We start from the raw sequence: 14789 nt of genomic DNA on the forward strand, positions 1-14789 counted from the left end.
GATCTATCGAGCCGGAGGTACGACTGCCCCAGAGCGATTGCCGCGCCTGTCGAGGGATTGCGGCTAACGCATCCGCGCTGCCCGCAGGAGCGGTTTGATGGATAATCGGACGGAATTCCTTGCGATTATCTCTCAAGAGCGGATAATCAGTCGGCATGGACCGATTGACCAGTCTCGAAGTCTTCAGCCGGGTGGTCGAGACCGGCGGCTTCTCTGCAGCAGCCCGCAAGCTCAACATGTCGACCACCATGGTGAGCAATCACGTCCAGGCGCTGGAAGACCGGCTCGGCGTGAGGCTGCTTCAGCGCACCACGCGCAAGGTCAGCCTCACCGACATCGGCAAGGCCTATTACGACCGCTGCATCCAGATACTCGCCGAAATCAAACAGGCCGACGATATCGCGAGCGAATTGCAGTCGGTGCCCCGCGGCACGCTACGGATCCACGTCGCCACGCACATGGTGCCGTTCGTTGCGCCCGTGGTGGCGAAGCTCCTGTCGTCCTATCCGGAGCTCAAGATCGATCTGCGGATGGGCGAGGCCGAAATCGACCTCATCGAAGAAGGCTATGACGTTGCTCTGCGCATGACCGCGCCGCCGGATTCGAGCCTGATCGTTCGCAGCCTCGCAACCTGGCGGCACGTGCTGTGCTGCTCGCACGACTACCTCGAAAGGCACGGTCGCGTGCAGAAGCTCGATGAGCTCACCGCGCACAATTGCGCCCGTCACTTGAATTATCCGTTCGGCGAAGATTGGCGCTTCTTCGATCGCAAGGGCACGCCGGCATCGGTGCGCATCTCCGGCAGCTTTATCACCAACAGCGGTGAGGCCTTGCGAAAGGTGGCGCTGGAAGGCGCTGCCGTCTGCCTGATGGCCGGTTTTCTCGTCCAGGGCGATCTCGAAGCCGGTCATCTCGTTCGCCTTCTGCCCGAATATCGTCCCGTCGAGATGTCGATGAACGCGGTCTATCCGCACCGGCATCATCTGTCGGCGAAGGTCAGGACCTTTATCGACATGCTCGTGCATCACAGCGCCGAGCAGCAGAAGCTGATCAATCCCTATTCATGAGCGGGGTGGCGCCGGCAGCCGTCCGAACACTTTTTCAAGCGCCATGCCGAGCGCAAGCAGGCGGCGGTCGCTGCCTGCAGGGCCATCCAGCTCGAGTCCGATCGGAAGTTTGCTGACCGCGCCGAGCGCAATCGGGATCTGGATGCCGGGAATGCCGGCATTGCTGCCGGGATCGGTGTTCTGGATGAACAACCCGAAATTCTCGAGGCTGCTGGAATCCGGATTGGAGGCAATGGCGACGCGCGGCGTGGTCGGGAAGGCGATGGCATCGAGCCGGTTGTCGGCGAAAGTCCTGCTGTAAAGCACCTGGAGCGCGGGGCGTGCACTATTGATCGCGGCGTCATAGATCGGCTTGGCGTCAACCAGCGTGCCATCGGGGGCAGGCAGTTTGCGCGGGATCACCAGGCCATCATAGGTGCCCTTGACGTCGGCGCTGGAGATGTCCCTTGCCATCGCCTCGATGCTGAGGCCCGTGCCGGTGTGGTCCAGATAGGCGACCAGATCGTCATAGGCTTCGTACAGCGCGACCGGAAAGCTGACCTGGCCATTGAACTCGGCCAGTTGCGGCATTTCGATCTCGACCATCGTGACACCCTGCGCTTTCATCTTCGCCACTGCTGCCTGGAAAGCGGCGTTGGTGTCAGCGTCGAGATTTGTCAGCATCGACCTCACGATGCCGATTCGCATCTGCTTCAGATCGGCCGCCTGAACGGCTTCGCCACCTGCTATGACGCGGTCGAGGAGTTCGACATCCGCCGCGGTCGCCGCCATCGGGCCCGCGGTGTCGCGGGTGTGCGAGATCGGCGCGATGCCAGCTTGCGGATAGCGTCCGACCGTCGGACGCAGCGAGGCACATCCATTCAGTGCGGCGGGGACCCTGACCGATCCGCCAGTGTCGGTGCCGAGCCCGCCCGCGACGATCCGCGCGCCGATCGCGACGCCCGTTCCTGAGGAGGAGCCGCCCGCGATCAGGGTGCGGTCATAGGCGTTGCGCACGCCGAACTCCGCGCCGGTCTTGAATGCGGTGTTGTAGCCGGAGATGCCGAAAGCGAGCTCGTGCATGCTGGTCTTGCCGATGATGACCGCGCCCGCCGCGCGCAATTTTGCGACCACCGGCGCGTCGGCCCTCGGAACGTAATGCTTCAGCGCCGGCGTTCCTGCGCTGCAGGGGAGCCCCGTGACCTCGATATTGTCCTTGATCACGATGGGAACACCGCCGAGCGGCTTGTCCTTGTTGTCGTTCGCGTCGAATGCGGCCGCAGCCTTCAGAGCGCCGGCCTCGTCCAGGGTGACGAAGGCATTCAGATCGGCATTGGCCTTGGCGCGGGCGAGAGCTTCCGTCGTGAGCGCGGTGCTCGTGACTTTTCCGGCGCGGAGGTCGGCCACAGCCTGGGTCAGGGTCAACTGGTCGAAATCCATGAGGCGTCACCCGGTTGCAGGAGCGCCATCAGGGCGCCCCTCGGCTCCAGAGGCTGAAGTCTCGTCGGCGCTCCGTCAACCGTAGGCGCGCATCCTTGCAGGTGATGGCGCATTGAGCTCGGCGAACAGCCGTTCGACCTCGGCCTTCACCTTCCCGATCGCGGCGTCCTTAACCGGCCCGTAGCCCCGGATATCCATCGGCGCTTTTGCAATGGCGACCAGGCTTGGCAGTTGCGCCGCGTCGAGTCCGCCGAGCAGCCGTTTGATGACGCCATCGTACCAGGTGATGAGTTCCCGCTCGGCGCGCCGCTCCGCCGTGTAGCCGAACGGATCGAACGGCGTCCCGCGCAATCCCTTCACCCGCGCCAGCATGGCGAGCGGCATCTGGATCCACTGTCCGAAGGCGTGCTTGCGCGGACGTCCGCGGGCATCGCGCTTCGACGGCAGGAACGGCGGGGCAAGGTGATATTGGATGCTGAAGTCGCCTTCGAATTCGCCTTTCAACTCGTCGAGGAAGCCGGTCTGCATGTGCAGGCGCGCCACCTCGTACTCATCCTTGTAGGCCATCAGCTTGAACAGGGCGTGCGCGACCGCCTGGGTCAATGCCTCGCTATTCAGGCTGGCTTCGGCATGGCGAACACTTGCAACGCGCTCTCGATAGCGCGCTGCGTAGGCATCGTTCTGATAAGCCGTGAGGAAGTCGGCGCGGCGGTCGATCAGCTGGTCGAGCGTCTCGGCCTTCGGCGCTTCGTCCACCTTCGGCAAGAAGTCGGGATCGGCGGCTGCAATCCGGCCCCAGGCGAAAGCCTGCTTGTTGCTTTCGACCCCGACGCCGTTGAGCTCGATCGCGCGCAACAGCGCCGACAGCGAGACCGGCAGCAGCCCGCGCTGCCAGGCAAAGCCCAGCATGACGATATTGGCATAGACGGCATCGCCGAGCAGGCGCTCGGCCAGCGCATTGGCGTTGATGGTGTCGAGATTGCCGTCGCCGATCACCTGGCCGATCGCACGCAGGCGGGCGGGTGAGGCGAGATCGGCGTCACGGAAGCGGACGACGTCGCCGGTCGGCATCTCCGCGGTGTTGACCGCGGCGCGCGTACCTTTTCGATAGGTGCCGGACGCCTTCGGCGAGGAGCTGACGACGAGGTCGCAGCCGATCAGCGCATCGGCCGCGCCCTGGTCGATACGGACCTGGTGCAATGCGTCGGGGGATGCGGCCAACCGGATGTAGCTCAGCACCGGCCCGAATTTCTGCGCAAAGCCGGTAAAATCCAGCACCGAGACACCGTTTCCTTCGAGGTGGGCCGCCATGCCGATCAGCGCGCCGACCGTGATCACGCCGGTGCCGCCGACGCCGGTGACGAGCAGATCATAGGGACGGTCGAGCGTTGCGGGCGCGGGCAGGGGAAGCGTGGCCGCGTGGCCGACCGCGTCGATCCGACTCGCGCCCTTCTTCCGGCGCCTCGCGCCCTCGACGGTGACGAAGCTCGGGCAGAACCCGTTGAGACAGGAAAAGTCCTTGTTGCAGGATGAGAGGTTGATCCGGCGCTTCCGGCCGAACGGCGTCTCCTTGGGCTCGACGCTGAGGCAGTTGGATTCGACCGAGCAGTCGCCGCAGCCTTCGCAGACGAGATCGTTGATATAGGCGAAGCGTTTGGGATCGATCATCTGTCCACGCTTGCGGCGACGCCGTTTCTCTGTCGCGCAGGTCTGCTGATAGATCAGCACCGAGACGCCGGGAATATCGCGCAGCTCGCGCTGCACGCTGTCCATCTTCTCGCGCGGATGGAGGGACACGCCGACCGGAAGATCGCCTGGCGGAAATTGCGCCGGATCGTCCGACACCAGCGCGATGCGCGCAACGCCCTCGGCGCGGACGCTGTGCGCGATAGCGTGGACGCTGATTGGGCCGTCGACGGGTTGGCCGCCGGTCATCGCCACGGCATCGTTGAACAGGATCTTGTAGGTGATGTTGGCCTTGGCGGCGATCGCCTGCCGGATCGCCATCGAACCCGAATGATAATAGGTGCCTTCGCCCAGATTCTGGAACACGTGCTTGTTGCCGGTGAAGCGTGACGAGGCGGCCCAATTCACGCCTTCGCCTCCCATCTGGATCAGGGACGATGTCTCGCGGTCCATCCAGCTGGCCATGAAATGACAGCCGATGCCGGCCAGCGCCTTCGAACCCTCGGGCACTTTCGTCGATGTATTGTGCGGGCAGCCCGAGCAGAAATAGGGCGTACGCGTCGCACCGCTGACGTTGATCGTGCGCGAGGCCTCAGGCATCAAGCCGGCTGCGCGTGCGGCGAGATTGAGGCCTGGGAACATCGGATCGAGACGGCGTGCGAGCACCCCAGCGAGCGCACGCGGTGACAATTCGCCGATCCAGGAGATCAGCCGCGCCCCTTGCTCGTCATGCTTACCGACCATGCGCTCGGGTTTTTCGCCCGGATAATCGTAAAAATATTCCTTGAACTGGCTTTCGATGATGCCGCGCTTCTCCTCGACGACAAGGATCTCGCGCTTGCCCCTCACGAACGCCATCGCGTCATGCAGCGCCAGCGGCCAGACCATGCCGACCTTGTAGATGTCGATGCCGATGCTGCGGCAGTCCGCTTCGTCGAGACCCATCAGCCGCAGCGCTTCCATCAGATCGAGATGGGCCTTGCCCGTGGTGACGATGCCGTAGGTGGCGTCCGGGATGTCGTAGATGTGACGATCGATCGGATTAGCCTTTGCGAAGGCGTAGACCGCGTGCTTCTTCGCCTCCAGCCGCTCCTCGATCTGCGGGCCGGGCAGATCGGGCCAGCGATAGTGCAGGCCGCCGGGTGGCGGCGTGAAGTCTGGCGCGTGGAAGGCCCGCGGTGGGCGCAGCGCGACGGACGCGCCGGATTCCACGATCTCAGAGATCGCCTTGAAGCCGACCCACATGCCGGTGAAGCGGCTCAGCGCGTAGCCATATTCACCGAATTCGAGATATTCGCTGACGCTTGCGGGGTGGAGCGTCGGCATGAACCAGCTCATGAAGGCGACGTCGGACTGGTGCGGCATCGAGGACGAGACGCAGCCATGGTCGTCGCCGGCGACCACCAGAACGCCGCCATGCGGTGAGGAGCCGTAGGCGTTGCCGTGTTTCAGCGCATCGCCGGAGCGATCGACGCCGGGGCCCTTGCCGTACCAGAGAGCGAACACGCCATCGACCTCGCGGTCGGCTTGCGTCTCGACCTGTTGTGAGCCGAGCACGGCGGTCGCGGCAAGATCTTCGTTCACTGCGGGGAGGAATTCGATGCGGTCCCGCTTCAGTCGCTCGTGGATGCGCCACAGCTCGAGGTCGATCCCGCCGAGTGGCGAGCCGCGATAGCCTGAGATGAAGCCCGCCGTGTTCAGCCCCGCGGCACGGTCGCGCCGCACCTGGTCGAGCGCGATGCGGACGATGGCCTGCGTGCCGGTGAGGAAGACGCGGCCCCGTTCGCGAACGTAGCGGTCGGAAAGCTCGTAAGGATCGAGAGACGAAATGGCGGCCATGCGGACCTCCCCACGGCATCCTTGCCGGATGGGAGAAGGGTAAGCCTGGGCAACTGGTAGGTCTTACCTTTCTTTCCGAATGGCGTACCTATTATGGTAGAGTTATCCAAAACGATCTACGGGAAGGTAGATTAATCCATTTTGGTGGTTTCCATGATCGAAGACCAGGACGCGCGGATTCTCGCCTATCTTCAGAAGGACGGCCGCGCCACCAACCAGCAGCTCGCCGACGCAGTCGGCATGTCGACTTCGGCATGCTGGCGCCGGGTGCGCGCGCTGGAGGAGAGCGGTGCCATCCGGGGCTATGCGGCCCTGGTCGCGCGCGAGCAGGCCGGCTTTGCGATGTCCGCGATCCTCCACGTCTCGCTGGAACGGCACGACGCAAAATTCGTCGACGAGTTCGTCGCGCGGGTGACCACGCGGCGTGAGGTGCTGGAGTGCTTTGCGACCACGGGCGATGCCGATTACCATTTGCGTGTCGTCGTGCAGGATATGGCGGCGTACAACAGATTCCTCGACGACTTCATGTTCCGCATTCCCGGCATCCGCTATGTCAGAAGCAACGTGGTGCTGAAGGAGATCAAGACGGGCGTCGCGCTGCCGTTTTGAGCTTGTGCTGAGGAGGCCGCGTAGCGGCCGTCTCGAAGCGCGACGCCACAACCGGGCCTTCATCCTTCGAGACGCTTGCTTCGCAAGCTCCTCAGGATGAGGATCACCGCTCCTCCCGCACGAACCTGTTCCGCAGCGTGCCGATGCCGGTGATGTCGATCTCCACGACGTCGCCGTGCTTGATATCAGGCGAGGCACCATCCGTGCCCATCCAGATCACATCGCCCGGCCATAGCGTAAAATACTTGGTCAGCTCGACTAGGAACGGCACCACGCCAAAGATCATGTCGTTGGTGTGGAAGCGGTTGGTCTCCTTGCCGTTGACCCGGACGATCGTTTCCATCTTGTCGAGGTCGGCCTCGGTCTCGATCCACGGGCCCATCGGCTTGAACGTGTCGGCGTTCTTCGAGCGCCACAGGCTGCGGTCGGCCTTCTGCCAGCTGCGCTCGCTGACGTCGTTGCCGATGGTGTAGCCGAAGACGCAATCCATCGCATTCTGATTGGTGAGATGCTTCACCTTCTTGCCGATGACGACAACGAGTTCGCCTTCGTAGTGGATCTTGTCCGTCGCAAAGGACGGGATCGCGACGTCCTCGTCATGCGCAATCAGCGCGTTTTGCGCGCGATAGCCGATCTCGGGGCGGTCGGGGACAGCAGGCACTTCGCCGCGCTTGTCGGCGGCTTCCTTCAGATGCTTGAGGTAATTCAAGCCGACGCAGTAGAAGGTGCGCGGAATCAGCGGCAGTTCGATCTTGACCTGCGAGAGCTGATACGTGCGCGAGGTGCGTTGCCATTCTCCGAAGGGATCGCCCTCGATCGCGATGACCTGGTCACCCTCGACGATCCCCCAGGACGTCTTGTCCGCAGCGGTGAATTTCAGCCAGCGCATGCCGTGTCTCCGTTGTTATTCCGCGGCATCGCGCGGCTGCACTTTCCAGTCGCCGGCAGCCGGCCGCTTGAGCCCGAGATTTTCCCGCAGCGTCTTGCCGCGATATTCCTTCTGGAACAATCCGCGCCGCTGCAATTCCGGGACGATATGTTGCACGAAATCGGCATAGGAGCCGGGCACATAGGTCGCGGCGATGACAAAACCGTCGCAGCCGCGCTCAACGAACATTTCTTCGAGCTTGTCCGCGATCTCCTTGGGACCGCCGACCATCGCATCCTGGACCTGGCCGCGGCCGGAGAAGGTGACGAAGTCGCGCGCGCTCGGATTGCTTTTGCCGGAGTTCTTGAGCACGCCGTCGCGGATGCCCAGAATGCCCTGCATGCTCTTCAGCTCTGCAGTCGTCAGCGGCTCGTCGAGATCCTTGGAGGCGAAATCGTAGTTGAGCGCTTCGGCCAGCAGCGACAGCGCGTCGATCTGCAGCGGCAGCTTGTTGATCAGCGCCATCTTGTCTTCGGCCTCGGCTTTGGTCGCGGCGCAAACCGGTGTCGTCAGGTTGCAGAGGAACATCGCCTCCGGATCGCGGCCGGCTTTCGCGGCCTCGTTACGCACCGACGCATAGCCTTCCTTGGCGGCGGCGAGATTGCGTGCAGCGGTGAAGATCACCTCACCCCATCGTCCTGCAAAGCGCTGGCCGCGGCCGGACGCGCCGGCCTGGATGATCACGGGATGGCCCTGGTCGGAGCGGGGCACCGTGAAGGGACCGCGGGACTTGTAGAATGGGCCCTTGTGATCGAGCCGCTTCACCTTGGCCGGATCGGCAAAGCGGCCGCTCGTCTTGTCCATGATGAGCGCGCCGTCTTCCCAGGTGTCCCAATGGCCGAGAACGATCTCCATGAATTCGTCGGCGCGGTCATAGCGGGCGTCGTGCTCGGGATGAGAATCCCGGCCCATGTTGAAGGCCTCGCCGTCATTGAGCGAGGTCACGACGTTCCATCCGGCGCGTCCGCCCGACATCAGGTCGAGCGTTGCGAAGCGGCGGGCGATGTCGAAGGGCTCGAAATAAGTCGTCGAGCCGGTCGCACCCAACCCGAGCTTCTCCGTCACCATGCCCATCGTCGTCAGCACGATCAGCGGATCCATCTTCACGCAGCGGATGCCGTATTCGACGGTGTGGGCGTGATCGTTGCCGTAGCGGTCCGGCATCGCCAGCCGGTCGTCGAAGAAGGCCATGTGGAACTTGCCGGCTTCGAGGATTTTGGCGATCTCCTGATAATAGTCCGCCGACATCGAATCGTCGCGCGAGTCCGGATGTCGCCACGAGCTCGGCAAATTCGTGCAGTTCTGGGCCTGAAGGAAGCCGACCAGTACCATCTGCCGCGTCATGCTGCTGTTCTCCGAATTGCGTCAGGCCGAAATCCGTCAGGCCAGGTCGAGGACCGTGTCGAGCCTGTACTCGCGCGCCAGCGCGCGCAGTTTTTCCCAGGTCGCATCCTCGATCTCGATGCCGTCGCGCAGGCGCTGCTGCTCACGCAAGCCCTCGATCTCACCGGGATAGAACACGCCCTTGCTGCCCTCGGAGGGCGGGGTCGATTTGAGATAGTGTGCGAACTCGGCGACCTCGCGCTTGAAATCCTGCAGCGGGCGAAACGCGGCGACGTTGAACACGGCCATGAAGCAGCCGTCATTGTGCCGGCCCGTGGGCTCGACGCCGAAACCGAGGCCGGTGAGCAGGCCGCACAGGACCTCGACCATTGCGGCGAGGCCGCTGCCCTTGTAGCCCTCGGTGCCGCCGAGCGGCAGCAGCGCGCCGCCCTTGCGATACTGGGTTGGATCGGTAGTGTGCCGTCCCTCGGCATCGATGATCCACCCCGGCGGGATTTCCTCGCCGCGGGCGACCGCGAGCTGGATCTTGCCGGCCGCGACCGCAGAGGTCGCCATGTCCAGGTAGAACGGCGCATCGAGGTCGGACGGCACCGCGATCGAGATCGGATTGGTGCCGAGCCGTGCCTCCTTGCCGCCGAATGGCGCCACATGCTTCGGCGAACGGCCGGAATCCGCCGTTGCGATCCCGATCATGCCTTCGCGCATTGCCATCAGCGGATAGGCGGCGAGGCGGCCGACATGGCTTTGCCGGAACACGGTGCAGGCGGCGACATTCGCCGTCTTCGCTTTCTCGATCGTCAGCGCCATCGCCTTGGCGTTGACGTGGAAGCCAAAACCCCACTGGCCGTCGATCACGGTCGTCGTCGGCGATTCCTGCACGATGGTCCATCTGGCGCCGGGCACGATGTGGCCGGCCTTGATCCGGTCAACATAGGTGGGAATGGCGATCACGCCGTGGGAATCGTGGCCGGCGAGATTGGCGTTGACGCAGCCGTTTGCGACCGCGTCGGCCTCTTCCTCGGAAGCCCCGGCAACCCGAAGCAGCGCTGCGCTGATGCGCGTGAGGCGGTCGGCATGGACGATCGGCATGGCGCTTCCCCGGCATGGTGCCCTTAACAGGCTGCTTGTTGGGCGCCATGGTCTCAAAGCGCGGCTGCGATATCAATCTCCTGTAAACCAATACAGGGCTGCAAATTCGCAGCGAGCAGGGCCGTCGGGCGAAGATTCGTCCCGCGCGGTGGCATTTTCGACAGATTGGCGCAGGTCGTTCGCAGCTCGTTCACTTTGATCGATGGTTTGCAGCGCGCAATAACGACCACTTAGGCGATCGCCGGTCATAACGTCATCCGGGAAAAAAAGGCAGAAATGCCCGGGAGCTGAGATCGTGCCGACGACACTCGCGCGCACCTTTGCGGCGTTGAGCGCCATCAACGAAGCGATCCTCTACGCGAAATCGCCGGATGAGCTGTACCAGAAGGTCTGCGACGCCGGGTTTGCGAGTGGAGACTTCATGGCCGTGGCCGTGTTCCTTGTGGAGCCGGATGGCCATAAGCTTCGCTTTGCCGCTGGTCGCGGCGATGACGTGGCGCGGCTGAGCGCGATCGAGATCACCACGCAGGCTGGCACGCCGGAAGGCTTGGGCGTGGGCGGCGAGGCGTTCCGCAGCCAGAAGCTCTGCATCAGCAACGATTTCCTGAACGATCCGCGTTCGCTGGCATGGCGCAACGGCGCGGTGGCGGCGGGTGTCGGCGCGGCCGCGGCGCTACCCCTGGTCTGCATGGGACGCAGTATTGGGGTGTTGTATGTTACGCGGTCGGGCGCCGGCTCGCTCGACGAGGCGATGGTCTCGTTGTTCGAGCGGATGTCGGCCAATATCTCTCACGCGCTGGAGAGCTTCGCGACCGAGGGAGCCCGCCTGGATGGCGAGCGGGCAGTGCGGCGGCTCAACCGCATGTTCGGCGCGCTCAGTGCGACGAACGAAGCAATTCTGCAAGCCAGCACTGAGCTGGACTTGTACCAGCGGGTCTGCGACGCCGCTGTTTATAGCGGCAAATCGCTTGCCACTTTCGTTCTGCTGCACGAGCCGGATTCCGAATGGCTGACGCCGGTGGCAGCGACCGGACATAATCTGGATCTGATCAGACAGTCGCGCTACTCGATTGATCCGGAGAGTCCCTACGGCAAGGGCATCTCCGGCGAGGTGTTCCGGACCCAGCAAGCGATCGTCGAGGACGACCTCGTCAATCGCACCAAGGGGACCACCTGGGAGCAGGCCAACGTCAATGCCGGCGCCGTCGCCTGCGTGGCTGCTCCCTTGATCAAGCGTGGCACCAGCATCGGCGTGCTGTTTTTCTTCGTGAGCAAAGCCTGGGCGAAAGACGAAGGCATCGTCGCATTGTTGCTGCGCATGACCGAAAACGTGTGCTTTGCGCTCGAGAACTTCGACCGCGACAAGGAGAAGGCCCAGATCGCCTTGGAGGAGGATCGGCTGGCGCGTATGTACGCAGCGCTAAGCGCGACGAACGAAGCCATTCTGCGGGCAAGGTCGCGCAGCGAACTGTTGGATCTGGTTTGCGAAGCCACGGTGCACGGCGCCAAGTTCGCCTCGACCTCCATTGCATTGCTTGACCGCGATGCGGGACTGCTTCGTGTTGTTGCGTCCTTCGGACCGAACGCCGAGGAAGTGCGATCCTTCAGGCTGTCGGTCAGCGACAAGGAGCCGGAAGGACGAGGGCTGACCGGCACCGCGTTCCGGACGCGGCGGCCCTGTATCAGCAACGACGTCCTGGCAGACGCCCGCCTCAAGCCTTGGCACGCCAGCGCGCGTCGCAATGGCATTAGGTCCTCAACCGCGATGCCGCTATTCAACGGCGACAGCGTCGAAGGCGTATTCCTGTTCAATTCGCCCGAGTGCGGCACTTTCACGGACGAATTCGTCGAGCTATTGCGCAAGCTCCAGGCCAATGTCGCCTTCGCGTTGGAGAACTTCGACCGTGCCGACGAGAAGGCGAAGGCCGACAGGCAGCGTGACAGGTTGAGCGGCATGTTCGAGGCGCTGAGCGCGACGAACGAGGCAATCATGCGCGCCAAGACGCGCGAGGAGCTGTTCGAAGGGGCGTGCCAGGCAGCCGTGCTCGGCGGCGTATTCGCCTCGGCGACAATCGGCATTATGGACGACCAGCGTGAACTCGTTCGCGTGGTCGCCGTGAAGGGGCGCCTCCAGGAGCGGATGGTGGGACGCACCTGCTTTGTTTCCGCCGACCATCCTGAGGGTCGCGGAATCATAGGGATGTCGCTGCGGACCCGCGGGCCCAGCGTCATCAACGACTATCTCCACGACCTCCGAGCGGCGCATTGGCACTCTAAGGCGATCGAAGATGGAACGCGAGCGGCTGCCAGCTTCCCGCTGCTGCGCGCCGGCCAGGAGCCGATCGGCATTCTGCTTTTCCTCGCGCCGGAAGAGAATACGTTCACACCCGATATGGTCGAGTTGCTCGGGCGCCTCGCCGAGAACGTGTCATTTGCACTCGATAATTTCGATCGCGCCGAGGAAAAGGCCCGCAACGAGGCGCGGACGGAGCGTTTGGCTCGCATGTTCGCGGCGCTGAGCGCGACCAACGAGGCGATCATGCGGGCGAAGTCGCGCGCCGAACTGTTCGACCTCGTCTGTCTCGCCGCATCGAACGGCGCCAAGTTCACCTCGACCACCATTGCGCTGGCGAGGGTCGATAGCGATCAGCTGGAGATCGTGTCGAGCGCCGGACCGTCGTCTGACACCACGCGCAATGTCCGCCTATCAATCGACCCCGAGCGCCCCGAGGGGCGCGGAATGAGCGGCACGGCGTTCCGCACCCGCCAGCCCTGCATCAGCAACGACTATCTCAATGACGATCGCGTTCGCGCCTTTCATTCCATTGTCCGCAACGACGGCGCGCGGTCGGGCGCGGCTTTTCCCCTCGTCGCACACGATCGGGCCGTCGGCGTCATGATCTACATGTCGACCGAGCCCGGCACCTTCACGGCCGAGTTCGTCGAGCTGTTGCAGCGCCTCGCCGACAACGTCTCCTTCGCGATGGAGAATTTCGACCGGGCCGACGAGAAAAACCAGGCCGACGAGCGAATCGAATACCTCGCTTCGCACGACAGCCTGACCGACCTGCCGAACCGCGAGACCTTCAACGGGTTGCTGCATGAGGCGATCGACGAGGCGCAGCGCCACGATCAGCGCTTTGCGGTGCTGTTCATCGACCTCGATCGTTTCAAGGTCATCAATGATTCGCTGGGCCACGAGGCCGGCGACCTGCTCCTGCTCGAAGTGGCCAACCGGCTGCGTGGTGCCCTGCGCGCAAGCGACGTGGTGGCGCGGCTCGGCGGCGACGAGTTCGTAGTGATCCTCGATCAATGCGGCGAGGTCGACGACGTCCAGCGCATCGCGACCGGGCTGCTGACGGCGCTTGCCGAGCCCATGGAGCTAGCGGGGCACGAGTGCCACACCACGGCCTCGATCGGCATCGCGATGTATCCGACCAACGGCTCCGACGTTCAGATGCTAACAAAGAACGCCGACATGGCGATGTATCTCGCCAAGGAAGATGGCAAGAACGGCTATCGCTTCTTCTCCAAGGAAGTGAAGACGCAGTCGATCGAGCGGCTGTCGTTGGAGAGTGCGCTGCGCCGGGCGCTGGAGCGGAATCAGTTCACTTTGAACTACCAGCCCAAGGTGGACATGGAGACCGGCCAGATCACCGGCGTGGAAGCCCTGCTGCGCTGGAGGCATCCCGATCTCGGCAGCATCTCGCCGGCGCAGTTCATTCCGCTTGCGGAGGAGACCGGATTGATCGTGCCGATCGGCCGCTGGGTGGTGAAGGAGGCCTGCGCGCAAGCCATGGCCTGGCAGCGCCGCGGCCTTTTGCCGGTATCGATGGCGGTCAACCTGTCGCCGCGCCAGTTTGTCGACGAGCATCTCTTGCAGGACGTCGACGAGGCGCTCGCCGCAAGTGGAATGTCGCCGGTGCTGCTCCAGCTCGAAGTCACCGAGAGCATGATGATGCGCAACGTCGGGCGCGCGCTCAAGGTGCTCGACGCCATCCAGAGTCGCGGCATCCGTCTCGCCATCGACGATTTCGGCACCGGCTATTCGTCGATGTCTCTGATGAAGCATTTCCCGATCGACACCATCAAGATCGACCGCTCCTTCGTGCGCGACCTGCCGCAGGATTTGGAAGACCAGGCGATCGCGCAGGCGATCATCAGCATGGGCAAGGCGCTCGGCATGACCGTGGTGGCGGAAGGCGTCGAGAATGCCGAACAGGAGGCATTCCTGCGCGCCCATGGCTGCGACGAGATGCAGGGCTTCCTGATCTCCAAGCCGCTGCCGGCGCGGCAGATGGCCGAGCTGCTGCAGCCCATGGAGCTGCCCTACGCGCCGCCGCTCCAGCCGGAGCCGGACCATGCCGCCACCGCGGCCGCGGCGCTACGGTTGAAAAGCGCTGTCGTCTGACGGCTGCGGGTGCAGCTCGCGGGCGTCGTCTTCCTTGATTTCCGCCTTGCGCGGAAAATCATCCGGCCAGGTCGGCGAGGTTTGCTTGGCGAACAGGGCGAGCAGGGCGTGCGCGCCTTCGGCAAAGCTCGAGTCGTGGCTCAGACCGAGTTCAGAACACCACGCGTGTGGCATCGGCTCGTGCGCGTCGAGCACCGCCATTGCCGGACCCCACCACCAGGCCGGCGCTGGCGATCGTTCGCCCTCCGGTACGGCCTGCCAGAGGACGAGCTCGTCCATCATGCGCTCGAATTGCAGGTTTGCGGCCTGATGCATTCGTTCCGTGCTCCCTTGGGTCGCGCCTGAAAGCAGGCCGATGCGCGGACTCGATCGTGGCCTTCGCTGTGAAAAGCTGGCT

10 protein-coding genes are annotated in these 14789 nt (G+C 63.8%); 3 read left to right on the forward strand and 7 right to left on the reverse strand.

Annotated elements, in window-relative coordinates; genetic code table 11:
- Nucleotides 1–155 precede the first annotated feature (155 nt).
- Complete coding sequence (locus IVB36_RS11360) at nt 156–1067, forward strand: LysR family transcriptional regulator (RefSeq protein ID WP_247299329.1); 912 nt, start codon at nt 156–158, stop codon at nt 1065–1067.
- Here IVB36_RS11360 and iaaH read toward each other — a convergent pair.
- Entirely contained in the window at nt 1062–2486 is a 1425-nt protein-coding gene (iaaH, locus tag IVB36_RS11365) for an indoleacetamide hydrolase (protein ID WP_018453389.1), read from the reverse strand. The genes IVB36_RS11360 and iaaH overlap by 6 nt on opposite strands.
- 75 nt (nt 2487–2561) lie before the next feature.
- Entirely contained in the window at nt 2562–6011 is a 3450-nt protein-coding gene (locus IVB36_RS11370; RefSeq protein ID WP_247391502.1) for an indolepyruvate ferredoxin oxidoreductase family protein, read from the reverse strand.
- 153 nt (nt 6012–6164) lie between these two features.
- Here IVB36_RS11370 and IVB36_RS11375 point away from each other — a divergent pair, with 153 nt between their 5' ends.
- Nucleotides 6165–6620 carry an Lrp/AsnC family transcriptional regulator gene (locus IVB36_RS11375; RefSeq protein WP_018453391.1) on the forward strand — a complete coding sequence of 152 codons (456 nt, stop codon included), beginning with the start codon at nt 6165–6167 and terminating at the stop codon, nt 6618–6620.
- A 103-nt stretch (nt 6621–6723) separates the two neighbouring features.
- Here IVB36_RS11375 and IVB36_RS11380 read toward each other — a convergent pair whose 3' ends face one another.
- The 4 genes from IVB36_RS11380 to IVB36_RS11395 form a co-directional block, all read right to left on the reverse strand.
- Entirely contained in the window at nt 6724–7509 is a 786-nt protein-coding gene (locus IVB36_RS11380; RefSeq protein WP_018453392.1) for a fumarylacetoacetate hydrolase family protein, read from the reverse strand.
- A gap of 15 nt (nt 7510–7524) precedes the next feature.
- The gene (locus IVB36_RS11385; RefSeq protein WP_018453393.1) at nt 7525–8892 is read right to left on the reverse strand and encodes an LLM class flavin-dependent oxidoreductase; all 1368 of its coding nucleotides are present in this window, start codon (nt 8890–8892) and stop codon (nt 7525–7527) included.
- A gap of 36 nt (nt 8893–8928) precedes the next feature.
- Nucleotides 8929–9981 (reverse strand): Ldh family oxidoreductase, encoded by a 1053-nt coding sequence (locus IVB36_RS11390; protein WP_018453394.1) that lies wholly within the window; start codon nt 9979–9981, stop codon nt 8929–8931.
- A gap of 72 nt (nt 9982–10053) precedes the next feature.
- Nucleotides 10054–10230 (reverse strand): hypothetical protein, encoded by a 177-nt coding sequence (locus tag IVB36_RS11395; RefSeq protein ID WP_157642888.1) that lies wholly within the window; start codon nt 10228–10230, stop codon nt 10054–10056.
- A gap of 46 nt (nt 10231–10276) precedes the next feature.
- Here IVB36_RS11395 and IVB36_RS11400 point away from each other — a divergent pair, with 46 nt between their 5' ends.
- Entirely contained in the window at nt 10277–14392 is a 4116-nt protein-coding gene (locus IVB36_RS11400) for a GAF domain-containing protein (RefSeq protein WP_018453395.1), read from the forward strand.
- On the opposite strand, the gene IVB36_RS11405 is transcribed toward IVB36_RS11400, so the two are convergent.
- Complete coding sequence (locus IVB36_RS11405) at nt 14366–14707, reverse strand: hypothetical protein (RefSeq protein WP_018453396.1); 342 nt, start codon at nt 14705–14707, stop codon at nt 14366–14368. The two genes, IVB36_RS11400 and IVB36_RS11405, sit on opposite strands and share 27 nt — an antisense overlap.
- Nucleotides 14708–14789 lie beyond the last annotated feature (82 nt).

This window comes from Bradyrhizobium sp. 35 (assembly GCF_023073215.1).
Classification (GTDB): domain Bacteria; phylum Pseudomonadota; class Alphaproteobacteria; order Rhizobiales; family Xanthobacteraceae; genus Bradyrhizobium; species Bradyrhizobium canariense_D.